Origin of the sequence: Actinacidiphila guanduensis, assembly GCF_900103985.1 — a bacterium.
In the GTDB taxonomy this organism is placed as follows: Bacteria; Actinomycetota; Actinomycetes; order Streptomycetales; family Streptomycetaceae; genus Actinacidiphila; species Actinacidiphila guanduensis.
Map to the genome: position 1 here is coordinate 115,706 of NZ_FNIE01000017.1, position 21,823 is coordinate 137,528.

Consider the following 21,823-nt stretch of genomic DNA (forward strand, 5'->3'; position numbering starts at 1 on the left):
CAGGACTGATCGGGCAGTCGGGGGCTACCGCGCGTAGGCACGCCGATACTGCGGCGGCACTCGGACATCTGCGCCCAGTGCCTTGGCGGCGTCGAGGGGCCAGGTCGGGTGGCGCATGAGTTCGCGTCCCATCAGGATCGCGTCCGCTTGGGAGTCGGCGAGGATTGCGGCGGCCTGCTCGGGTTCGGTGATCATGCCGACGGCGGCGACCGCTATACCGGCCTCGGCCCTCACCCGCGCGGCGAAGGGGACCTGATAACCGGGGCCGACCGTGATCTTCGCGTCGGGGACCAGGCCGCCGCTCGACACGTTCAGCAGGTCGACGCCGTGGTCCTTCAGCACCCTTGCGAGGCGCACGGTGTCGTCCACGGTCCAGCCCTCGCGGATGTCGTCGGTGTTCTCGGTGAGCCAGTCCGTCGCCGAGACACGGACGAAGAGCGGGAGGTCCTCGGGCCAGACGGCACGCACGGCGTCGACGACGCGCAGGGCGAACCGGGCGCGGTTCTCGAACGAGCCACCGTAGTCGTCCGTGCGGCGGTTGCTGAACGGCGACAGGAACTGGTGGATCAGGTAGCCGTGTCCGGCCAGCAGCTCGACCACTTTGAACCCCGCTGCCGCTGCCCGGCGAGCGGCCGCAGCGAACTCGTCGACGATCCGGTCGATCTCGCCGAGGGTCAGTTCAGTGGGTACCGGGAAGCCCTCCGCGACCGCGATCGCGCTCGGTCCGACCACATGCCAACCGCCCTGCCCCGGATCCACCGGTTTACCGCCGAGCCACTGACGGTCGGTCGACCCCTTGCGGCCGGAATGCGACAGCTGGATGCCGGGCACAGTGCCCAGCGACGTGAGCACCCCGGTGAGCCGTTGGAAGGCGGGCAGCTGCGCGTCCGTCCAGATGCCCAGGTCGTAGGGGCTGGTGCGGCCGGTCGGGCTCACCCCGGTGCCTTCGGTCAGGATCAAGCCGGCACCGCCGGCCGCGCGGGCGCCCTGGTGCACGATGTGCCAGTCGGTCGGAGCGCCCATGGCCGGCCCGTCCGGCGCGGAACTGTACTGGTCCATCGGCGCCATCCAGATGCGGTTGGGGATCTCCAACGAGCGCAACTGATAGGGCTCGAACAACGTACTCACCGGCATGTCTCCTCATGGCAGGGGCGAACCACTAGTTCGACGGGTACCGTAGTACGAGACTCATCGAACTTCAAACTTCGACACCTGTCGAACGAGGGAAGCCCTTGTAGTACCCTGGGCGCATGTCTCCACGCAGCAGCACGACAACTCCGGGGCGGCAACTGGACCACCCCGCGCCGGCTGATATCCGGCTCGAGGCGGTCCTGCACGCGTGTGCGGATCCGATGCGGCTGCGCATCCTCCAGGCACTGGCCTCCGACCCGGCCACCTCCTGCGGGAAGATCGGGCTCGTGTGCAGCAAGTCCACCGCTTCCCATCATTTCCGCGTCCTGCGCGAAGCCGGTGTGATCACCCAGCGTTACCAGGGGACGGCAAAGGTCAACGAACTGCGTCGCGACGACCTGGACACCATCTTCCCGGGCCTGCTGGATACGCTGCTCGCCTCGGCAGCCGCGGAGGCCGAAAGGGCTTAGCCCACCAGGAACTTGGGGCACGATCCGGGAGAGCCGCGGTTCGGGCTCACCGCAGAGCGTCGATCGCCCGCACGATGAGGGCGCGGGCCTCCGCGCCGTACACGGCCATCTGCTGGAGCCGCTCGAAGGCGCTCAGGTACACCTCGATGTCGGCCGGCTGCGTGACGGTCACCCGAGCCGACAGCAACTCCACGGACACGAGGGCCTCGTCGTACATGTGGAAGGTCTCTACCGGCCACATGGGGCCGGGCGCGGCGGAGATCGGGATGATGCCCAGCGACACCGCGGGCAGCGCGCCAGCGGTGAGCAGGTAGCCGAGTTGGGCCGCCATCGCCTCCGAGTCGGCGACCTGGTGGCGCAGTGCTGCCTCGTCGACCACGAACAGGAAGCGGTGGCCGGACTCGTGGAGGATGCGCGAGCGCTCCAAGCGCGCCGCGACCGCCGCGGCGACGTCATCGGGGATGTCGCGGAAGTCCGTGATGGTGGACAGCAATCCGGCGGCGTATCCCTCGGTCTGCAAGAGGCCCGGCACCAGGGTGGGCGAGTAGACCCGGAAGACCCGGGTCGACTTGAAAAGCGGGACGTAGCTCTGCTGCAACTGGGCAAGGCCCGCACGCAGCTTGCGCCGCCACTCCACGTACATGGACTCGGCGTTGCGGGACTGTGCGACGAGACCAGGCGCTTGGTCGTCGGCCCCGCACGCCTCACACCAGCGCCGGATGTCGTCCGCGGACGGAGGCGTGCGGGCACCCTCGATCCGGTACGTCTTCGAGTGCGTCCACGCGCAGCGCAAGGCCAGTTCAGTCCCGCTGAGCCCGGCGTCCAGGCGAATCTCCCGAAGGCGTTGCGCCACGGCTCGGCGCGCAGCTTGGGCAGCGGATGAGGGGGAGAGGGGCATGAACCGGCCTGGTCTGCGCTAGCGGATCTTGTACTGGTCGTGCGGAATCGCTCTGGCCCAGACGGCCTCGAAGGCGTCGGAGCACAGCTTCGCCGCAGCGGGGTCCTCGCTGATCTCGCCGCCTGCCGACGCGCCGTCGCCGGTGAAGTGGTTCCAGCGGATCAGGCTTCCGTCGATCAGCCAGAAGTCGTTGCCCGGCAGCGGGATGTCGGAGGCGTTGCGCCGGGGCAGCCACCGCACTTGCTCACCAGCGGCCACATTGGTGAACGTCCCGGAGTGCTCGAAGAGGATGTACTCGCTGACCGGTTCGGAGATGATCCGGGCCCGGCGGACGACGACACCGCGGTTCACTGTCTCCTGGATAAGGTCGAGCCACGGGCGCCACCACGAGGCGCGGTCGTTCGGGTCGAGGCGGACGCCGGCCCGCCAGTCCGCAAACGGCCCGGTCTCGTAGTCGACGGCGTAGGCGTCCCGCATCTCCAAGTGCACGGCCGTGTGCCTGGCCTTGCCGAAGAGTTCAGGAAACGTCGGCACGGTCGACGACATCACATGCCTCCCTGATCATCGGCACCATCCTGGCGGGGATGCGAACCACGGCCTCGTGGTCCGGGATGCCCGTCGCGTGGCCGGGTACCTCGAACGAAGCGCACTCGGCCTCGACTTCGGCGTCAGGCTTCCATCCCTGGAGGACGAGTTCGTTCCTCTCCTGGTCGACCCACACGGTCGGGCTTTCACCGTCGCCGGTGTTGGGGTCGATCCCGATGAACTGTAGTGACATGGCCTGCCTCCTATCGCGTGGTTGTGCACGGATGCACACAACCGTTCCCCTACTGGGGCACTGCGTCAAGAGCACAGAACGGCCACAGACCTGGGTCGAAATCCAGTCGTGTTCATTCGTGCACATTGCTCGATGCAGTGCACGCAGCACTCGTAGCGTCGAGATGCGGCCGCTCCGCGCACCGAACTTCGCGGAGCGGGCCGCACCGGACCCCGAGGCCGCGGTGAGCGGCGCCAGGGGTGTGGCCACGCCGACGAGGGGCGCAGCATGCACCAGTCCACGACCGGGCGACTCACCGTGCGGGCCTTGCTGGACAAGGAGTTGCGCGTTCCCCGGGTGCCGTCGCTGGAGAGCGACTGCGTCCAGGTCGCCGCCCGGCCGCTCGCCCGGACCCTCGCCGACCTCGACGCCGTGCTCGCCGAGCCCGTCTCGGGTGAGGCCGGCTGGCGGCTCCAGGTCCTGGTGTCGGCCCTCTACCACCACGCGGGCGCCTCCCTCCCCCTCACCGAGGAGCTGCGTGCCCGCATCCAGGCCGCACAGGCCGCAACCGCCAAGGAGTGATCACCATGTCCTGCTCGAACCCCGACTGCCGCAAGATGGGCTGCTCCACGGAACCCAAGCCCACCCCCACGGGCACCGGCAGCCGCTGAGCGCCATGACGACCGCCATCCGGAAGGTGGCCCGCTCCCCCGAGTGCACCGCCGCCACGTCCCCGGACCGGACCGAGCAGCACCTGCGCTGCGCGGGAAACGCGGTCCTGCGCATCCCCAGCGACCTCCCGCACGAAGTGCCGGTCCAGGCGTACCACTGCGGCTGCGACTGCCACACCGGCACGACCCGCCACACCCTGTACGTCGGTCGGCCGGAGACGTCGCCGACTGCTCCCGGACAGGGCCCGTGACCGCCGGAAGGATCGTGGGCCGCTGCCAATGCTGCGGCGAGCCCGTCCACGAAGTCGAGGAGTGGGTCGAGACGATGGGGCAGAGCACGAGCGCACCGTCCGACGTTGTGTCGCAGGGCGACCCGCCCAACCTGCCGCCGCTCAGGCTCCCGTCGCCTTCGGCCACGGCTGCACGGACGGCTCCACCTGCCACGCCCCGTACAGCCAGGCCGACTCGTCGGTGCGAGGACGCCGGGGGGATCGCGTCGTGCGGCCCGTGTCGGCGCTCTCACGCGGCGGCCAGCGCTTCGGTCGGGGACAGCCGGGAGGCTCTGATGGAGGGGTAGAGGCCGGCGAGGGCGCCGATGACCAGGGTCGCTGCCAGGCCGCCGGCGAGCACGGGCAGAGGGATGGCCACGGGCCAGCGGTGGACGTCGGCGTAGGCCAGTGCGGCCAGGAGGCCGATCGCCGTACCGGCCAGACCGCCCAGCGCGGACATCAACACCGACTCGGTCAGGAACTGGAGCCGGATCTGGCCGCGGCTGGCGCCCAGCGCCCGCCGCAAGCCGATCTCCCGGCGGCGTTCGAGTACCGAGATGACCATCGTGTTGGCGATTCCGACCCCCCCGACCAGCAGGGCGACGGCGGCAAGGCCGAGGAAGAGAGCGGAGAAGGTGCTGCCGGCCTCCCGTTTGGCGGTAAGGGCGTCCGAGGGGCGGCTGACAGTGACGATGCCGGGCAACTGCGGGTAGACCGTCGCGGGCAGGACCTGGCTGACGGCTTCCACCTGGTCCTCCTGTGCCTTGACGTAGATGACGGTGGGATGGCCGTCGAAGCCGAGGTCGGTCCTGGCGGCGTCCCAGCCGACGAGCACGGACCGGTCGACGTCCGGTGCGAGCGGGCTGGAGGCGAGCACCCCCACGACCGTGAACCAGCTGTGGTCGACGTAGATCTGCGGGGCCTGCGACCCGGGCTCGATGTGGGTGAAGCCCAGTCGGGTCGCCGCGACCGAGCCCAGCACGGCGGTGGGGAAGGCGTCGGTGCCGCGAGTGAGGAAGTGGCCCGAACTGACGTGGCCGTTGATCAGGTTCAGCAGATTGTCCTTGGTGGCCAGGACGCTGAGGCCCGCGTAGTCGGCCGGGTCGGACCGGTCGGAGCGGTGCACCTCCGCGTTGGTGTTCGCGACAGCGCTGACCGCGGTGACCGGGCCGATGCGCCCGACCATGGCGGGTGCTTCGGTGGGCAGCACGACGGGCGGGTCCTGCCCGGGCGGGGGCTGCACCTTGAGGGTGTTGGTGCCCAGCGCGGACAACTTGGCCAGCAGCGCCCGCTGGCTGGACGCGGGTATCGCGGTCACGACGATCATGGTGGCGACGCCCAGGGAGATCCCCAGCGCGGACAGGACTGTCCGTGCCTTGCGGGTGCGGATGCCCAGTCGGCCGAGTGCCAGGACGTCGAGGAACGCCAGCCGGACAGGACGCAGGCGCGGGGCGCCGGCCGGCACCGGGTCGGGCGCGGTGCTCGGTGTGGTCGGGTTCATCAGGAGAAGTCCCTGTCGTCAGGCCATGCCCGTGTCGTCACGGCAGTTCCCCGTCGTCCGAGGAGTTCCGTGTCGTCGGGCCGGCCCATGAGGTGTCGGCGACGAGCTTTCCGTCGAGGATGTCCAGCCGCCTGGGCAGTTGCCGGGCCACACCCAGATCGTGCGTGATCAGCGCGATTGTGGTGCCCTGGCCGTTGAGTTCGGTGAGCAGGTCGAGGACCGACTGGCCGTTGGCGGTGTCGAGGGCGCCGGTGGGCTCGTCGGCGAGGACGAGAGCGGGACTGTGGACGAGCGCGCGGGCGATCGCCACGCGCTGCTTCTCGCCACCGGACAGCTGGCTCGGGACGTGCTCGCTGCGCCGGGCGAGGCCGACACGGGCCAGCGCCTCACGGGCCATCCCTGCGCGCCGCCGACGCGGCACGCCGGCGTACAGCAGACCCGTGGCGACGTTCTCGGCGGCAGTCAGCCCCTCCGTGAGGTGGAAGTGCTGGAAGACGAAGCCCAGCCAGCGGCCGCGTAACGCCGACAGCCGCCGGTCGTCCAGAGCGGCGATGGCGTGGCCGCCGAGTGCGACCGTGCCGCGGGTCGGGTGGTCCAGCGCCCCCATGATGTGCAGCAGCGTGGACTTCCCCGAACCGGAGGGCCCGAGGATGGCGACGAACTCACGGCGGTGGATGGTCAGGGAGACGTCCTCCAGCGCGGTGAGGGCGCCGTAGGTCTTGCTGACATGGCGGACGGCCAGCACCGGTGGACCGCTCGGGACGCTCATGAAGTGGTCACCACCCGCTGCCCCGCGGCGACCGGGCCGGTGATCTCGACCTCACCTTGCGCGAAGAGTCCGGTCGTGACCGGCACGAAACTGCCGTCCGGCCGCTGGACGGCGTATCCGCCGCCGCTGAGCGCGACGAGGGCACCGACCGGAACGACCAGGACGTTCTTCTTCGTCGTGCCGACGAACCGTACGTGCACCTGCGCGGCATCCACGCCGGCGGCGGCGTCGGCACGGTCGAGGGTGACGGTCACGGTGCGGGTAGGGGCCGAGTCCGACTCGTCCGCCCCGTCGGAGGTGCTCAACGAGGTGCCTATGGTCTCGACGTGCCCGGGAGTGCTCGTACCGTCCGGCAGCATCACCGTGACGATGTCACCGCGCCGGAGCGAGCCGAACTGGTCGGCGGACAGCTCCACGCTCACGACCTTCCGCGTCCCGGTCACCGTCATCAGGTCCCCGGTGGCGTCGTTCCCGGTCTGCGTCTTCAGCGAGTCCACCCGTACCGGCCCCGTGCTCACCACGATGTCGCCGACGTCGAGCACGGACGTGACGGGCACCATCTGCGCCCGCTGCCAGCGGCCGATGGCGGCGCGCAGCGCGGAGGTGAGGACCGCGTCCCCGCTCCTGACCTGCTGGGGCGCAGGGCCGGCCGGGGCGGCGGGAGGCGAGGTGGCCTCCGCGGCACCGTCCGGGGGCTTCTCCTCGCCACCGGTGCCTTGCGAAGAGGACGACGAGGCCGACGACGAGGGGGACGGCGGCGGGGGAACCGGGGTGACGAGCGTGCCGACAGCGGGCTGCGGACCGATGTCGTAGCCCAGCGCGCGGAGATTGTCCGCGACGACCCGCACGTCGGGCCCCACCATTCCCAGCGTGTCCAGCCTCCGGTACAGCGGGGTGGAACCGTAGAACAGGACGGTGGGACGGTCGTCCACCCGGTAGAGCTGGTGACCCCGGCTGATCGTGGCGCCTTGCGCGGGCAGCCATGTCACGCGCCCGCTGACGTCGCCGGGCAGCGTTCGGGGCGTGCCGTAGCCGAGCGTGCCGCTCAGGGACACCGAGGTGCTCAGATCGGTCCTGGTGACAGCCACCGTCCGGGCGCTCGCCGCGGGCGGAGGGACCGGGGCGGCGGCACCCCTCGGCCAGAGCACCACCCCTGCCACCACGCCGCAGGCCAGGACGACGGCAGCCGCTACCGGTGTGCGCCGGGGGAGTCGGGACCGCCGCGGCGTGGCGGCATCCGTCCCGGCGTGCCCGGTTTCGGCGGGCGGCACGTGCCGCGGCCCGTGCCGGGGGCTCGTCCTATCCACCGAATGCCTCCAGCTCGCAACTCCGCTCCAGTTGGGGGGCATCGGGCGGGATGGGCCCGGCAGGAAAGTTCCACCCGCTGCCGTCGGGCAATGCCTCGACCATGAGGCCGTGCCTGTGCAGGCAGGTGATCTCCGCGCGGTAGTCGTCCATGTAGTGCGGGTTGGTGGCGGGGCTCAACTCCGGCGGCGGGAGCGGCGACTTGGACAGGCACGCCTTGCTCGCGGAGGCAAAGTCCGGGTCGGTGTCGTCCGGGACGTGGATGCCGTCCTTCACCACCGACTGGTAATCCACACCGTGCTCGTGCATGCACGCCGACCAGACGTTCTCCAGCCGGGCCTTCTCCGCGTCGGAGGTGTCGAGCCGCAACTGCGGACGGCCGGAGTCCGCGGTGCCACCGCCGCCGGCGGTGGGCGCGGTGCCGGCGGCCGATGGTCCCGAGGGGACGGAGGCGACGCGCGCGCCGGAGCCGCCGCCTCCCGAGCAGGCGGTCAGCAGCACCAGCGCGGTCGCTCCGGCGCAGAGCAGCGAGATCGTGCGGGCGGACCAGCGGGCAGTGGGGACGGCGGACGACCCGGGGACGGGAGCCGACCGGCCGGAGATGAGGAAGGACATGGCGTCAAGACTGGCCATGTCATATGAAGGTCTGGTCAGGGCGCTGTCAGCGTCTCGTGCGCCCGGTTACTGTCCTGGCCATGTGCGCGCATGTCCTGGTCGCGGAAGACGACGTGAAGCAGGCCGAGATCATCGGCCATTACCTGCGGCGGGAAGGCCACACGGCCTCCGTGGTCCACGACGGGCGTGCGGCGCTGGAGGAGATCCGACGCAGCACGCCGGACCTGGTGGTGCTCGATGTGATGATGCCCGCGGTCGACGGTCTCGACGTCTGCCGCATCCTGCGGCGGGAGTCCGACATCCCCGTTCTGATGCTCACCGCGCGCACCACCGAGGACGACCTCCTGCTCGCCTTCGACCTCGGCGCCGACGAGTACATGACCAAGCCGTACAGTCCCCGCGAACTGATGGCGCGGATACGCAACGTGCTCAAACGCCGTGCCCGGCAGACCGCGGAAGGGGTCGGCACCGACTCCGCGGGACCGGGCACACTGCGGTGCGGCGCCGTCACGGTCGACCTCCGGCGGCACACGGTCACGGTCGAAGGGCGGCAGGTGACCTGCACGGCAGGCGAGTTCGATCTGTTGGCTGCCATGGCCGCGGCCCCCGGGCAGGTCTTCAGCCGCCGTCAACTCCTCGCGGCCGGCCACGGCTCCGCCGCCTTCATCACCGAGCGGACCATCGACGTCCACGTCCTGAACCTGCGCAAGAAGATCGAGCAGGACCCGAGCCGGCCGGTCCATCTGCTGACCGTGTTCAAGGTCGGCTACAAACTCAGTGACCGGCCGACCGCGCATGCCGGGGGCGGAGCGGTCCGCGGTGTCGGCTGAGCGGCGCACGACCGGGCGGCGGCCGCACCACAGCCTGCTGTTCCGGTTGCTCGCCTCCTCGCTGCTGATCGTCGTGTGCGCCGTCACGGCGACCGCCTGGCTCGCCGTCAAGGGCGCCACCGGGGCGGTACGGCAGCAGCAGGGACAGGTACTCAAGGACGGCACGGCGATCTACCGTGCGATGTCGTCGTACGCAGCGACCCATCACAGCTGGGACGGCGTCACCCCTGTGATGCGCGACGTGGCGCGGCACACCGGGCTGCGCATCGGCCTGGAGACGCAGGACGGCACGCACCGGACCGTCGCTGCGTGGCCGCCGGGCGCCATGGTGCACCAGGACAAGGCGTTCGCCGTGATCGACGCGCTGCACGTCGATCCCGCACAGTCCGCGGTGGCGGACGGGAGCGGGATCGACCCGCGGGCCCTGGGCCCGTTCAGGCTCCCGGCCGCCGACCGGCAGCGCCTGTCCGCGATGGCCGACGGCATCGCCCGGTGCATGACGAGGAAACACCTCGCCTACGTCCGTTCGCTCTCCCCGGCGGGCCGTCCCCGCATCGTCCTGGCCGAGGCCGCCGGGCTTCAGCCGCGGATCGACGGAACCGACAGCCTCGACGCGAAGATCGCCGACAACTGCGGGCTCACCCGGCTCGACACGCCCACAGCCGGTGAGCGCGCCGCCCTGTCCGCGCTCAACGCGCTGATCGGCTCCTGCCTCGTACGCCAGCACCTCGCGCCCTTCCACGTCGGCCTGGACTTTCTGCCCTCACCCACCTCGGCTTCCTCTTCCTTCGCCTCCTCATCCGCCCGTACGACAGCAGGCGGCAACTGCGTCCAGGCGGCACGCCGTGAGCAGCTCACCCCTTACGTGGCCCCCGCCGCGCTGCTGTACGTCAGCGACAGCGAGGGGGCGAAGCTCGCCGGATTCGACCTCTCCCGCTCCAACAGCCTGCGCATCCTCGGTGTGATCGGCACCGTCCTGCTGCTCGCCGTGGCGGTGACCGTACTGAACGGCATGCGCCTGATCGGACCGCTGCGCGTACTGACCCGCGCGGTCCGGCAGGGCACGGACACGCCCGTACGGATCCGCGGACGTGACGAGATCGGCCGCCTGACAGTTGCGTTCAACGAACTGTCGGCCCACCGCGCGCACACCGAACAGCAGCGTCAGGCCATGGTCGGCGACATCGCCCACGAGTTGCGCACGCCGGTGAGCACGATGCGCAGTGTGCTGGAGGCCGGCCAGGACGGGGTGATACCGGTCGATGACCGACTGACCGCGTCCCTACTGGAGGAGACACTGCTGCTCCAGCACATCATCGACGATCTCCAGGATCTCGCGGCCGCCGACGCGGGTGAGCTGCGCCTGCACCCGGAGCCCGTCCACGCCCGCGACATCCTCGACCATGTCGCCGCCGTCCATCGCACCGCCGCCGAACACGGCGGCGCCACCATCACCGTGACCGCTCAGGAGCCGCTCGAACTGTCCGCCGACCCGCTGCGGTTGCGCCAGATCATCGGCAACCTCGTGTCCAACGCGGTCCGCCATACCGGCGCGGGCGCCGGTATCGCCCTGAGTGCCCGGCGTGAGGGCGCTTCGGTGGTCATCGAGGTCGCGGACAACGGCTCCGGTATCGCCCCGGAAGACCTGCCGTACGTTTTCGACCGCTTCTGGCGTGCGGAGAAGTCCCGGAACCGCAGTACCGGGGGCAGCGGGCTGGGCTTGTCGATCGCCCGCAAGCTCACCGAGGCGCACGGAGGCGCCCTGACGGTGACCAGCAGCCCGTCAGAGGGCACCGTCTTCACCGTCCGGCTGCCCTGACCACCGCCCCACGGGGCGCGCGCCCGCCGGTTCGGGCGGCGGCTCACCGGCGTGCCGGTCCCGCAATCCGCACGGGCGTCCGGCCGGACAGTGCGGCTGACGCCCCGGCGGCGGTTCCGCAGTCCGCTGCCGCCCCCCTGGCCGAATCGGAGCGACACCCACGGCCACTGACCTCGTTGCCGCGTGCTCGCGCGTCGCGGTTCTCGCCGCGCCCGGGGGCCGTACGGTCGAAGCCCGGCACCGAGGAAGGGCTTTGTGATGCGCAGCGTGACCTATTCCATGGGCGTCTCGCTCGACGGCTACATCGTCGGGCCGGACGGCGGCATCGACTGGGGCGTGCCCGACGAGGAGGTCTTCCGCCTCGCCACCGACGAGGTGCGCGGGGCTGCCGTGCACCTGCTGGGACGGCGGCTGTACGAGACGATGCTGTACTGGGAGACCGCCGACGGGGATCCGTCGCTCGGCTTCCCCACGGACGAGTTCGCGGCGATCTGGAGGCGGCTCCCCAAGGTGGTGTTCTCCACCACGCTGCCGGCGGTCCAGGGCAACGCCCGCCTGGCCGCCGGCGGCCTCACGGAGGAGATCGCGCGCTGGAAGGCCGAGCCGGGCGAGGGCGACATCGCGATCGGCGGCGCGGCCCTCGCCGCCGAGGCGGCCGCCTCCGACCTGATCGACGAGTACCAGGCCCGGGTCCACCCGGTGCTCCTTGGCGGCGGCACCCCCTTCTTCCCCCAGCACGAACGCCGGGTGGACCTCGAACCGGTCGAGACCCGCACCCTCGCCTCAGGAGTCCTCTACCTCCGCTACCGCGTGACCCGGTAGCTGTACCGGCCCGCGGCCCGCCGGGGCACCACCGCGTCACCCGTCAGCCCGCCGAGCACCCGCCGAGGCGCGCATCCCGGTGCCCGTGAGCAGGTCGCGGCACCGCCACCCCTGCCCCACCCGTGACCCCGTCGCGGCACCACCGAGCCACGCGGCCCAGTGTCCCCTACTCCCACCTGCGCTTTCCCACGGCGCACGCGTGCGGTCGGTGATCTCGGGTAGCCGCCCGTCGGGCGCGTCGTGCAGGTCGTCCCGGGACCGCCCGCGGGCCCCGGGGCCGTGCGCACGCCGCGTCCCGCAGGGGGCACGGACGCGCGAGGAACGTACCGGAGGCGCAATGGCCACGACCGAGGGCTCACCGGCGGGCAGGGCGACGTCGCAGGACGAGGGGGCGCCCGCACTGGACACGAAGGCGCTGGTACGCGCGCTGCGCGCGGAGGTCGAGGGCGAGGTGCGCTTCGACGCGGGCAGCCGCGGCGCCTACGCCACGGACGGCTCCAACTACCGTCAGGTACCGATCGGCGTCGTGCTGCCGTACACCGTGGAGGCGGGCGCGGCCGCCGTCGCGGTGTGCGCCAGGTTCGGCGCCCCGGTGCTCTCCCGCGGCGGCGGCACCAGCCTGGGCGGCCAGTGCACCAACACCGCCGTGGTCCTCGACTGGACGAAGTACTGCAACGAGCTCGTCTCGGTCGACCCCGAGCGGCGCACCTGCGTGGTCGAGCCGGGCATCGTGCTGGACGAGCTGAACCGGGCCCTCGCGCCGCACGGCCTGATGTTCGGGCCCAAGCCGGCCACCCACAGCCACTGCACCCTCGGCGGCATGCTCGGCAACAACTCCTGCGGCGCGTCGGCGCAGGCGTACGGCAAGACCGTGGACAACGTCCGCCGCCTGGAAGTCCTCACCTACGACGGCACCCGCATGTGGACCGGGCCCACCTCCGCCGAGGAGTACGCGGAGATCACCGCGGCCGGCGGCCGCCGCGCCGAGCTCTACCGCGGCATGAAGTCGCTGGCCGATCGCTACCTCGGCGACATCCGGCGCGGCTACCCGAAGATCCCGCGCCGGGTCTCCGGCTACAACCTGGACAGCCTCCTGCCGGAGAACGGCATGGACGTCGCCCGGGCCCTCGTCGGCAGCGAGGGCACCCTCGTCACGGTGCTGCGCGCCGAACTCGACCTGGTGCCCGTGCCCGCCGCGCAGGCCATCCTCATCCTCGGCTACGACGACATCTGCGCCGCCGCCGATGACGTGCCGCGGCTCCTCCAGCACAGCTCCCCCGCCCAACTGGAGGCGCTGGACGACCGGATGGCCCAGCTCATGCACGAAGAGAGCGCGCACGTCGAGTCGTTGCGCTCCTTCCCGCAAGGGAACAGCTGGCTCCTCGTCCAGTTCGCCGGGGACAGCCCAGACGACGTCGACCGGCAGGCCCGCGAGCTGCTGCGGGCGCTCGACCTGACGCCCGACGACCCGCGGGTCACGCTCTCCGAGGACCCCGAGCGCGAGCAGCGGATGCTCAAGGCCCGCGAGGCGGGGCTCGGCGTCACGGCCCGCCCGCCGGACAGCCGCGAGACGTGGGAGGGCTGGGAGGACTCGGCCGTGCCGCCCGACCGGCTCGGCGACTACCTGCGCGACCTCAAGAAGCTGTTCGCAGCGTTCGGCTACGACCACCCGTCCCTGTACGGGCACTTCGGGCAGGGCTGCGTGCACACCCGTATCCCCTTCGGGCTGCGTACGGCCGAAGGCGTCGCGCACTTCCGGGAGTTCCTGCACCAGGCCGCCGATCTCGTGGCGTCGTACGGCGGTTCGCTCTCCGGGGAGCACGGCGACGGCCAGGCCCGCGGGGAGTTGCTGCCGCGGATGTTCGGCAACCGGCTCGTCGCCGCCTTCGGCGAACTCAAGGCCCTCTTCGACCCGGACAACCGGATGAACCCGGGGAAGGTGGTCCAACCCCACCCGGTGGACGGCCAGTTGCGGCTGGGCGCCGAGTGGCGCCCGCGGGACGACGGCGACGCCCGCTTCTCCTATCCGCAGGACGGCCACTCCTTCAACCAGGCGGTGCTGCGGTGCGTCGGCATCGGCAACTGCCGCAGCCACAGCGGCGGGGTGATGTGCCCCTCGTACCGGGCCACCGGCGAGGAGGAGCACTCCACCCGCGGCCGCGCCCGCCTGCTGTTCGAGATGATCGGCGGCCACCCGGACTCCCCGATCGGCGACGGGTGGCGCTCCACGGCGGTGCGCGACGCCCTCGACCTGTGCCTGGCCTGCAAGGGCTGCAAGTCCGACTGCCCGACCGGGGTGGACATGGCCACCTACAAGGCCGAGTTCCTCTCCCACCACTACCAGGGGCGGCTGCGGCCCGCGGCCCACTACGCGCTCGGCTGGCTGCCGCTGTGGGCCCGCGCGTCGCGGATCGCGCCCGCGCTGGTCAACAGCGCGCTGCGGGCGCCCGTGCTGGCCCGCCTGGGCAAGCGGCTCGCCGGTGTCGCCGACCGGGACGCGCCGCTGTTCGCCGAGGAGGACTTCGTGCAGTGGTGGCAGCGCCGGGAGGTGCCCGAGCCGGAACCGGGCGACCCGCGTGCCGTCCTGCTGTGGCCCGACACCTTCACGACGTACTTCCACCCCTCCATCGCACGGGCGGCCGTCCGCGTCATGGAGGACGCCGGCTTCCGCGTCGCCGTCCCGACCGAGGGCGTGTGCTGCGGCCTCACCTGGATCTCCACCGGCCAACTCGGCACCGCCACCAGGGTGTTGCGGCGCAGCGTGCAGGCGCTGCGGCCGTGGATCGAGGCCGGCACGCCGGTGGTCGGCCTGGAGCCGTCGTGCACCGCCGTCTTCCGCGCCGACGCACCCGAACTCCTGCCGGACGACGAGGACATCAAACGCCTGGCCGGGCAGTTCCACACCTTCTCCGAACTCCTCCTGCGGCACGCCCCGCAGGACTGGCAGCCGCCCACCCTCACCCGCGCCGCCACCGTCCAGACCCACTGCCACCAGCACGCCGTCACCGCCTTCGACGCCGACCGCGAGCTGATGCGCCGCGCGGGCATCGACGCCACCGTCCTCGACGAGGGCTGCTGCGGGCTCGCCGGCAACTTCGGCTTCGAGGCCGGGCACCACGAACTGTCCCTGCGGATCGCCGAACAGGGCGTCCTGCCCGCGGTCCGGCAGGCCCCGCCCGGCGCCATGGTCCTCGCCGACGGCTTCAGCTGCCGCACCCAGATCGAGCAGGGCGGCACCGGACGCGGCGCACTGCACCTCGCCGAGGCGCTCGCCCTGGCCCTGGACGGGCCGCTGCCGGCGCAGCACCCGGAGAAGGCGGTGGCGCGCCCCGCGCCGCCGTCACCGGGGGCGGCCCGTCTGGTGACGGCGGCGGCCACCGCCACGGCCACCGCGGCAGCGGGAGCCGCCGCCTATCCCCTGCTGCGCAGGCTGCGCCGCTGAGCCGCGCCCCGCAGGCCAAGGCAGCGGGCCGGGGCAGCAGACCGGGGCAAGCGTCGGGCAGCGAAAGGAGCGACATGTCGACTCGTGACCACCACAGGCGCGGGGACCGCGCCGGGGCCGAAGAGCGCGCCAAGACCGAGGGGCGGCTACCGTGACACCGGACCCGGCGACCGGCGGCCCGCCGGTGGAGAGCATGGAGGTCTCCACCTACACCGTCCCCACCGAGACGCCCGAGGCGGACGGCACCCTCGCCTGGGACGCCACGACCCTCGTCGTCGTCCACGCCCGCGCCGCCGGCCAGGCCGGTCTCGGCTGGACCTACGGCTCCGCGGCCGCCGCCACGGTCGTCCGCGACCACCTCGCGGCCGTCGTCACCGGCCGTTCGGCCTTCGACGTGCCCGGCGCCAACGCGGCCATGGACAGGGCGCTGCGCAACGCCGCCCGACCCGGCATCGCGGGACACGCCGTCTCCGCGGTGGACATCGCACTGTGGGACCTCAAGGCCCGCCTGCTCGGCCTGCCCCTGGTCAGCCTGCTCGGCGCCGTCACCCCGCAAGTGCCGGTCTACGGCAGCGGCGGCTTCACCACCTACGACGACGCCCAGCAGGACCGCCAACTGCGCCACTGGACGCAGGAGCTGGGCATCCCACGGGTCAAGATCAAGATCGCCGAGTCCTGGGGCGGCGCCGAGATGCGCGACCTGGCACGCGTCGCCCGCGCCCGCCGCGCCATCGGCGACGACGCCGACCTGTACGTCGACGCCAACGGCGGCTACACCCGCAAGCAGGCCGTCCGCATGGCGCGCGGCTTCGCCGAAGAGGGCGTCACCTGGTTCGAGGAGCCCGTCTCCTCCGACGACCTGGCCGGGCTCGCCGAGGTCCGCGCCGCCGTCACCGCCGACGTCACCGCCGGCGAGTACGGCTACACGCTGCCCTACTTCCACCACATGCTCGCGGCCGGCGCCGTCGACTGCCTGCAGGCCGACATCACCCGCTGCGGCGGCTGCACCGTATGGCTGCGCGCCGCCGCGCTCGCCGAGGCGCACGGCCTGCAGATCTCCGGCCACTGCGCGCCGAACCTGCACGCCCACGTCGCGGCCGCCGTGCCCAACATCCGCCACCTGGAATGGTTCCACGACCACGTCCGCATCGAGAACCTGCTGTTCACCGGCACCCTCGACCCCGCGGGCGGCCACGTCACCCCGGGCGCCGGCAAAGCGCCCGGCCACGGCATGGCCCTGCGCGCCGACGCAGCCGAGGAGTACCGCCGGCGATGACACCCCCGACCGCGACCCACGCCAGGAGCGAGCCCCGCGACCACCCGCGCCCGCTGCGCGACTACGCCCTCGTCGCGGACGGCGAGCGCGGCGCCCTGGTCGGGCCGGACGGCGACTACGTCTGGCTGTGCGCGCCGCGCTGGGACTCGCCCTCGCTCTTCGGCGCCCTGATCGGCGCCGGGGGCGCCTACGCCCTGGCCCCCACGGCCCCTTACGTCTGGGGTGGCCACTACGAGGAGGGCTCGCTGGTCTGGCGCAGCCGCTGGATCACCCGCGACGCCGGGGGCGTGGAGTGCCGCGAGGCCCTGGCCTTCCCCGGCGACCCCCACCGCGCCGTGATCCTGCGCCGCGTCCTGGCCCAGGAGGAACCCGTCGCCATGCGGGCCCTGCTCGAACCCGCGGGCGGCTTCGGGCACGAGAGGGTCCGCGACGCCACCTTGGACGAGCACGGCGTCTGGCACGCCCGGGCCGGCGACCTGCGACTGCGCTGGTCCGGCGCCGCCGGCGCGCACTTCCACGACGGGCGCTTCACGCTGGACCTGCGCGCCACGCCCGGCCGCCCGGCCGACCTCGTCCTGGAGGTCTCCGACCGGCCCTTCGACGGGCCGCCCCCGGACCCGGACCGGGCCTGGCGGGCGACCGAGGCGGCCTGGCGGCGTGCCGTCCCGGCGATCTCCGGCACCCTCGCGGACCGCGAGGCGCGCTTCGCCTACGCCGTCATGCGCGGCCTGACCGGCTCCGGCGGCGGCATGGTTGCCGCGGCGACCACGAGCCTGCCCGAACGCGCGGAAGAGGGCCGCAACTACGACTACCGGTACGTGTGGATCCGCGACCAGTGCTACGCGGGCCAGGCGGCCGCCGCCCTCGGCGGCTGCGCACTGCTCGACGACGCGGTGCGCTTCGTCTCCGCCCGGCTCCTGGCCGACGGCCCCGCTCTCGCGCCCGCCTACACCGTCGACGGCCTGTCGATCCCCGGGCAACGGCAGTTGGAGCTGCCCGGCTACCCCGGCGGCTTCGACATCGTGGGCAACCGGGTCAACCGGCAGTTCCAGCTCGACGCCTTCGGCGAGTGCCTGCTGCTCCTGGCCGCGGCCGCCCGCCACGACCGGCTCGATGCGGAGGGCTGGAAGGCCGCACGGACCGCGGCCGACGCCGTGGCCCGGCGCTGGCACGAACCCGACGCCGGCATATGGGAGTTGGACGCGCGCGCCTGGACGCACAGCAGGCTCATCTGCGCCGCCGGACTGCGCGCCCTCGCCGGAGCCACGGGAGCGGGAGCCGAGGCGGCCGGGTGGAGCTCGCTGGCCGAACGCATCGTCGCCGACACCGAACGGCACGCCCTGCACCCCAGCGGGCGCTGGCAGCGCTCCCCCGAGGACGAGGCCCTGGACGCCTCCCTGCTGCTGCCCGCCCTGCGCGGCGCGATCCCGGGCGACGACCCGCGCACGGTGGCCACCCTCGACGCCTACCGCGCGGCGCTCACCGACGACCACCTCGCCTACCGCTTCCGCCACGACGACCGGCCGCTCGCGCAGGCCGAGGGCGCATTCGTCATGTGCGGCTTCGTGATGGCGCTGGCGGAAGGACAGCAGGGCAGGACGACGGCGGCCCACCGCTGGTTCGACCGCAACCGCGCCACCTGCGGGCCCGCGGGCCTGCACTCCGAGGAGTACGACGCCGTCCAGCGGCAGATGCGCGGCAACCTGCCGCAGGCCTTCGTGCACGCCTTCCTGCTGGAGAGCGCGGTCCGGCTCGCGCAGGACGGCCCGGCGCCCGGAGCCCCGTCGTGAGCGGGCCGTCGCGGGCCCGCCGGCCCACCGAAACCCCGACCCACCGATCCACTGTTCCGCGGGAGGAAGCGGCAATGCCCCAGACGGTTCTCATCACAGGCGCCAGCGGCGGCATCGGGCGGGCCACGGCGCGTGAGTTCGCCCGGCGGGGCGCCCGCGTCGGCCTCGTCGCGCGCGGCCGCGCCGGGCTGGAGGCCGCCGCCGAGGAGGTGCGCGGCCTGGGCGGCGAACCCCTCGTCGCCCCGGCGGACGTGGCCGACCACACCGCGCTGCACGAGGCCGCGGCAGCGGTCGAGCGGCACCTCGGCCCGATCGACGTGTGGGTGAACGTCGCCTTCACCTCGGTCTTCGCGCCCTTCACGGAGATCACGCCCGAGGAGTTCCGGCGCGTCACCGAAGTCGCCTACCTCGGGTTCGCCAACGGCACCCGCGAGGCCCTCTCCCGCATGCTCCCGCGCGACCGCGGCACGATCGTGCAGGTCGGCTCCGCGCTCGGCGACCGGTCGATCCCGCTGCAGTCCGCGTACTGCGGCGCGAAGCACGCGGTGAACGGGTTCACCTCCTCGGTCAGGACCGAGCTGATGCACCAGGGCAGCAACGTGCACATCACTGTCGTGCAGATGCCGGCCGTCAACACACCACAGTTCTCCTGGGTCCGCTCCCGGCTGCCCCGGCACCCGCAGCCGGTGCCGCCGATCTACCAGCCCGAGGTGGCCGCCCGCGCGGTGCTGCACGCCGCCGCGCACCCGCGCCGCAAGCAGTACTACGTGGGCGCCTCCACCGTGGGCACCATCGTCGCCAACAAGTTCGCGGCCGGCCTGCTCGACCGCTACCTCGCCCGCACCGGATACGACTCCCAGCAGACCGGCGCGCCCGCGCACCCCCACCCCGACAACCTCTGGAAACCGGCCGACGCGGACCGCGACCACGGCGCCCACGGCGTCTTCGACGACTCCGCCCACGCCCACTCGGCCCAGGCGTGGCTCCCCCGCCACCCAGCCCTGACCTGGTCCGGGGCCGCCGGGCTGACCGCGGCGGCGGCCACGGCAGCCGCCTGGCTCCACCGCACCCGCCGCGCGGGCTGAGGTGAGGTGGGCCGGCAGGTGCCTCCAACCCCGCCGGTGCCTGACCTATCGGTCCGGACGAGCAGGCAGGTGCCTCGAATCCTGCGGGCTGATCCGTCGGGCGGGGCGGGTCCCACGGGGAGTGCGAGTCGCAGGCGTAATCGAGGGGCCGAGCCGTCGGGCCGGGCGAATCCCCGGCGCGGCACTGCCCGCTCACGACGCTGCCGCGGACTGGCTGCGCCGGTGCGGGCGCGTCGCTCGGCGTGGGTGTCGTACGGCCGGGGAGGCCGCTGCCCGCGGGTCAGCCGGCTCCGGCTTCCTCAGCGGGCCTTCGGCTTCGGCAGGCCCAGGTGGGCGCGCAGGGTGGCGCCCGTGTACTCCGTGCGGAAGCGGCCCTCGCGCTGGAGGATCGGGACGACGTGGTCGACGAACGCGGTCAGCTCGTAGGGCAGGGTGGAGCCCATGATCGTGAAGCCGTCGGCCGCGCCCGCGTCCTGCCACTCCAGGATCATGGCGGCCAGCTGCTCGGGGGTGCCCGCGAAGTGGAACTGGCCCGCGCCGCCGGTGACATGGAGGGCGACCTCGCGCAAGGGGGCGCCCGGGTTGGCGCGTGCGGCCTCGAAGAGCTGCTCCGCGCGGCTGGACACGCTGCCGGGCCCGGACCACAGCTCGGCGGGCAGCGGGGCGTCGGGATCGAAGCCGTCCGGGTCGAGCCCCGCGGTGTAGAGGGCGTTCTGCCAGCGGAACTCGGGGCTGGCGAGGTCCTCCAGCCGCTTGGCCTTGGCCTTCGCCTCCGCCTCCGTGCCGCCCAGGGTGACCATCAGCGCGGGCAGGACGGGGACGAGGCCCGGGTCGCGGCCGGCCGCGGCCGCCTGCGCGTGCAGCCGGGTGCGGAAGTCGACCGCCGACTCCAGGGACTTGGGACCGGAGAAGACCATCTCGGCGTACCGGGCGGCCAGGTGCATGCCGGGCGCGGACTGGCCGGCCTGGACGAGCACGGGGCGGCCCTGCGGCGAGCGCGGGAAGGGCAGGATGCCCTCCAGATCGTGGTATTCGCCGTGGAAGCGCGGGGTGCGCAGCCGGTCGCGGTCGGCCCAGGTGCCGTGCTCGCGGTCGCCGACCACGGCGTCGTCGTCCCAGCTGTCCCACACGGCGGTGGCCGCGTCGACGAACTCGCCGGCGCGGGCGTAGCGGTCGGCGTGCCCCAGGTGCTCGGCCTCGCCGAAGGCCGCGGCGGCGAGCGGGGTGATGGTGGTGACGATGTTCCAGCCGGCCCGGCCGCCGCTGAGGTGGTCCAACGTGGCGAACCTGCGGGCGAGTTCCCACGGCTTGGCATACGTGGTCGAGCCGGTGCCGACCAGGCCGATGTGGGTGGTGACGGCGGCGAGGGCCGACAGCACGGCGACGGGGTCGAACTGCGTCTGCGGCAGGTGCGCGGTGCGGTACTCGGCGATGGCGAGGTTGTCGGCGAGGAACACCGCGTCGAACAGGCCGCGTTCGGCCGTCCGCGCGATCTCGGCGTAGTAGGGGAGCCCGAGGACGCCGCGGACGTCGTCGGGCACGACCCGCCAGGCGGACTCGTGGTAACCGTTGGGCCAGACAAAGGCGTTGAAGTGCAGCGACGGCGTGCTCACGGTCGGTTTCCTCTCCCTACGGCGGGGTTCCCGCGCCGGACGTCGGGAGCCGGTCCACTGACCGGGAGCCGACTCCCCTACCACGACCGCCGCGCCCGCCCCGGTATTCCCGCCGCCCCGGACTCCGTCCGGACCGGACCGGCCGGGGCTTGCCGCCGCGCCCGTCAACGTCACCGGCAGCCTCGCTCTTCTGCTGACAGTGGACGCCCTGGCCGCAAGCATCCAGGACCGCGACGGTGCCGGGCGCTCCCTGCTACCTGGGGGTACCTGGGGCGTCGCTGTCACCGCGCCGAGAGGCGGGGCTGCCGCGCGGCCGTCGCCGGTCAGCGGATGTCGACGGTGACCGGGTGGACGTGGTCGATGGGCGCCGGGTCCGGTGGGGCGCCGCCCTCGCCGAACCGGACCAGGGCGAGTGCGCCGAGGACGGCGAGGCCGTAGCCCGCCACGCCGAGCGGGGCGAGGCCGGGGCGGGTGCGGTCGCCGAGTGCCACCACGCCCACGATCGCCGGGCCGAACGTCTCGCCGAGCACCATGGCCGCAGTGGCGATGGTCACCGAGCCGTGTTGCAGGGCCGAGGTGAGCAGCAGGAAGCCCGCGCCGCCGGCCAGCAGCAGGGCGTACGTCGCCGGGTCGGTCACGATCGCGCCGGGCGACAGATGGGGGATGAGGCGTACCGCCAGCGTCACCACGCCGAAGCCCAGGCCCGCGCCCAGCCCGAGAGCGGCCGACCGCACCCGAAGGCCCGGCAGCCGGCCCGCGG

General features: G+C 72.9%; 19 protein-coding genes and 1 pseudogene. 10 read left to right on the plus strand and 10 right to left on the minus strand.

Translation table 11 applies throughout. The features are described from left to right. Positions 1-24: 24 nt before the first annotated feature. Positions 25-1,128, minus strand: coding sequence for an NADH:flavin oxidoreductase/NADH oxidase (locus tag BLR33_RS29575; RefSeq protein ID WP_093787736.1), 1,104 nt, complete (start codon positions 1,126-1,128; stop codon positions 25-27). A gap of 122 nt (positions 1,129-1,250) precedes the next feature. On the opposite strand from BLR33_RS29575, the gene BLR33_RS29580 reads away from it, so the two are divergent. Continuing rightward, positions 1,251-1,601 carry an ArsR/SmtB family transcription factor gene (locus tag BLR33_RS29580; RefSeq protein WP_093787712.1) on the plus strand — a complete coding sequence of 117 codons (351 nt, stop codon included), beginning with the start codon at positions 1,251-1,253 and terminating at the stop codon, positions 1,599-1,601. A gap of 46 nt (positions 1,602-1,647) precedes the next feature. Here BLR33_RS29580 and BLR33_RS29585 read toward each other — a convergent pair whose 3' ends face one another. From BLR33_RS29585 to BLR33_RS29595, 3 genes are read right to left on the minus strand one after another with little or no spacing between them, the layout of a single operon-like run. Continuing rightward, entirely contained in the window at positions 1,648-2,499 is an 852-nt protein-coding gene (locus BLR33_RS29585; protein ID WP_093787713.1) for a helix-turn-helix domain-containing protein, read from the minus strand. An 18-nt stretch (positions 2,500-2,517) separates the two neighbouring features. Then, a complete protein-coding gene (locus BLR33_RS29590; RefSeq protein ID WP_093787714.1) occupies positions 2,518-3,045 on the minus strand; it encodes a DUF6879 family protein in 528 nt (175 codons plus the stop codon). Next, the gene (locus tag BLR33_RS29595; RefSeq protein ID WP_093787715.1) at positions 3,017-3,277 is read right to left on the minus strand and encodes a hypothetical protein; all 261 of its coding nucleotides are present in this window, start codon (positions 3,275-3,277) and stop codon (positions 3,017-3,019) included. Before BLR33_RS29595 ends, BLR33_RS29590 begins: the two co-directional genes overlap by 29 nt. Before the next feature lie 267 nt (positions 3,278-3,544). Here BLR33_RS29595 and BLR33_RS29600 point away from each other — a divergent pair, with 267 nt between their 5' ends. Together BLR33_RS29600 and BLR33_RS29605 are read left to right on the plus strand one after the other, a co-directional pair. Further along, positions 3,545-3,838: a hypothetical protein gene (locus BLR33_RS29600; RefSeq protein ID WP_093787716.1), complete on the plus strand. Its 294-nt coding sequence runs from the start codon at positions 3,545-3,547 to the stop codon at positions 3,836-3,838. Between the two features lie 94 nt (positions 3,839-3,932). Beyond that, positions 3,933-4,178 (plus strand): hypothetical protein, encoded by a 246-nt coding sequence (locus BLR33_RS29605; RefSeq protein ID WP_093787717.1) that lies wholly within the window; start codon positions 3,933-3,935, stop codon positions 4,176-4,178. A gap of 268 nt (positions 4,179-4,446) precedes the next feature. Here BLR33_RS29605 and BLR33_RS29610 read toward each other — a convergent pair whose 3' ends face one another. The 4 genes from BLR33_RS29610 to BLR33_RS29625 form a co-directional block, all read right to left on the minus strand. After that, on the minus strand, positions 4,447-5,697 hold the full coding sequence (locus BLR33_RS29610; RefSeq protein WP_093787718.1) for an ABC transporter permease: 1,251 nt from the start codon (positions 5,695-5,697) through the stop codon (positions 4,447-4,449). A gap of 37 nt (positions 5,698-5,734) precedes the next feature. After that, complete coding sequence (locus BLR33_RS29615) at positions 5,735-6,466, minus strand: ABC transporter ATP-binding protein (RefSeq protein ID WP_093787719.1); 732 nt, start codon at positions 6,464-6,466, stop codon at positions 5,735-5,737. Beyond that, complete coding sequence (locus BLR33_RS29620; protein WP_245771749.1) at positions 6,463-7,554, minus strand: efflux RND transporter periplasmic adaptor subunit; 1,092 nt, start codon at positions 7,552-7,554, stop codon at positions 6,463-6,465. The genes BLR33_RS29615 and BLR33_RS29620 overlap by 4 nt, the downstream gene beginning before the upstream one ends. Before the next feature lie 211 nt (positions 7,555-7,765). Continuing rightward, positions 7,766-8,404 carry a hypothetical protein gene (locus tag BLR33_RS29625; RefSeq protein ID WP_143031785.1) on the minus strand — a complete coding sequence of 213 codons (639 nt, stop codon included), beginning with the start codon at positions 8,402-8,404 and terminating at the stop codon, positions 7,766-7,768. Between the two features lie 62 nt (positions 8,405-8,466). On the opposite strand from BLR33_RS29625, the gene BLR33_RS29630 reads away from it, so the two are divergent. The 7 genes from BLR33_RS29630 to BLR33_RS29660 all read left to right on the plus strand — a co-directional run bounded on the left by BLR33_RS29630 (position 8,467) and on the right by BLR33_RS29660 (position 19,450). After that, positions 8,467-9,216, plus strand: a complete 750-nt coding sequence (locus BLR33_RS29630; RefSeq protein WP_093787721.1) for a response regulator transcription factor — start codon at positions 8,467-8,469, stop codon at positions 9,214-9,216. Beyond that, positions 9,206-11,035 carry a sensor histidine kinase gene (locus tag BLR33_RS29635; protein ID WP_245771750.1) on the plus strand — a complete coding sequence of 610 codons (1,830 nt, stop codon included), beginning with the start codon at positions 9,206-9,208 and terminating at the stop codon, positions 11,033-11,035. The genes BLR33_RS29630 and BLR33_RS29635 overlap by 11 nt, the downstream gene beginning before the upstream one ends. 258 nt (positions 11,036-11,293) lie before the next feature. Further along, positions 11,294-11,857 (plus strand): dihydrofolate reductase family protein, encoded by a 564-nt coding sequence (locus BLR33_RS29640; protein ID WP_093787722.1) that lies wholly within the window; start codon positions 11,294-11,296, stop codon positions 11,855-11,857. A 337-nt stretch (positions 11,858-12,194) separates the two neighbouring features. After that, positions 12,195-15,299: an FAD-binding and (Fe-S)-binding domain-containing protein gene (locus BLR33_RS29645; RefSeq protein WP_093787723.1), complete on the plus strand. Its 3,105-nt coding sequence runs from the start codon at positions 12,195-12,197 to the stop codon at positions 15,297-15,299. A gap of 193 nt (positions 15,300-15,492) precedes the next feature. Further along, complete coding sequence (locus BLR33_RS29650) at positions 15,493-16,575, plus strand: enolase C-terminal domain-like protein (RefSeq protein ID WP_093787739.1); 1,083 nt, start codon at positions 15,493-15,495, stop codon at positions 16,573-16,575. Then, on the plus strand, positions 16,572-18,365 hold the full coding sequence (locus BLR33_RS29655) for a glycoside hydrolase family 15 protein (RefSeq protein WP_093787724.1): 1,794 nt from the start codon (positions 16,572-16,574) through the stop codon (positions 18,363-18,365). Before BLR33_RS29650 ends, BLR33_RS29655 begins: the two co-directional genes overlap by 4 nt. Before the next feature lie 74 nt (positions 18,366-18,439). Next, positions 18,440-19,450 carry an SDR family oxidoreductase gene (locus BLR33_RS29660; RefSeq protein WP_093787725.1) on the plus strand — a complete coding sequence of 337 codons (1,011 nt, stop codon included), beginning with the start codon at positions 18,440-18,442 and terminating at the stop codon, positions 19,448-19,450. 299 nt (positions 19,451-19,749) lie between these two features. Here the strand turns inward: BLR33_RS29660 and BLR33_RS29665 are convergent, their stop codons facing one another. Both BLR33_RS29665 and BLR33_RS29670 read right to left on the minus strand, forming a co-directional pair. Then, positions 19,750-21,063: an NtaA/DmoA family FMN-dependent monooxygenase gene (locus tag BLR33_RS29665; protein ID WP_176930610.1), complete on the minus strand. Its 1,314-nt coding sequence runs from the start codon at positions 21,061-21,063 to the stop codon at positions 19,750-19,752. A gap of 323 nt (positions 21,064-21,386) precedes the next feature. Then, a pseudogene (locus BLR33_RS29670) lies at positions 21,387-21,823 on the minus strand (hypothetical protein); the annotation flags it as partial.

Coding starts and splice junctions, on each gene's coding strand:
- BLR33_RS29580 (WP_093787712.1), top strand. CDS start 1,251: ATGTCTCCACGCAGCAGCACGACAACTCCGGGGCGGCAACTGGACCAC.
- BLR33_RS29585 (WP_093787713.1), bottom strand. CDS start 2,499: ATGCCCCTCTCCCCCTCATCCGCTGCCCAAGCTGCGCGCCGAGCCGTG.
- BLR33_RS29590 (WP_093787714.1), bottom strand. CDS start 3,045: ATGTCGTCGACCGTGCCGACGTTTCCTGAACTCTTCGGCAAGGCCAGG.
- BLR33_RS29595 (WP_093787715.1), bottom strand. CDS start 3,277: ATGTCACTACAGTTCATCGGGATCGACCCCAACACCGGCGACGGTGAA.
- BLR33_RS29600 (WP_093787716.1), top strand. CDS start 3,545: ATGCACCAGTCCACGACCGGGCGACTCACCGTGCGGGCCTTGCTGGAC.
- BLR33_RS29605 (WP_093787717.1), top strand. CDS start 3,933: ATGACGACCGCCATCCGGAAGGTGGCCCGCTCCCCCGAGTGCACCGCC.
- BLR33_RS29610 (WP_093787718.1), bottom strand. CDS start 5,697: ATGAACCCGACCACACCGAGCACCGCGCCCGACCCGGTGCCGGCCGGC.
- BLR33_RS29615 (WP_093787719.1), bottom strand. CDS start 6,466: ATGAGCGTCCCGAGCGGTCCACCGGTGCTGGCCGTCCGCCATGTCAGC.
- BLR33_RS29625 (WP_143031785.1), bottom strand. CDS start 8,404: ATGGCCAGTCTTGACGCCATGTCCTTCCTCATCTCCGGCCGGTCGGCT.
- BLR33_RS29630 (WP_093787721.1), top strand. CDS start 8,467: ATGTGCGCGCATGTCCTGGTCGCGGAAGACGACGTGAAGCAGGCCGAG.
- BLR33_RS29640 (WP_093787722.1), top strand. CDS start 11,294: ATGCGCAGCGTGACCTATTCCATGGGCGTCTCGCTCGACGGCTACATC.
- BLR33_RS29645 (WP_093787723.1), top strand. CDS start 12,195: ATGGCCACGACCGAGGGCTCACCGGCGGGCAGGGCGACGTCGCAGGAC.
- BLR33_RS29650 (WP_093787739.1), top strand. CDS start 15,493: ATGGAGGTCTCCACCTACACCGTCCCCACCGAGACGCCCGAGGCGGAC.
- BLR33_RS29655 (WP_093787724.1), top strand. CDS start 16,572: ATGACACCCCCGACCGCGACCCACGCCAGGAGCGAGCCCCGCGACCAC.
- BLR33_RS29660 (WP_093787725.1), top strand. CDS start 18,440: ATGCCCCAGACGGTTCTCATCACAGGCGCCAGCGGCGGCATCGGGCGG.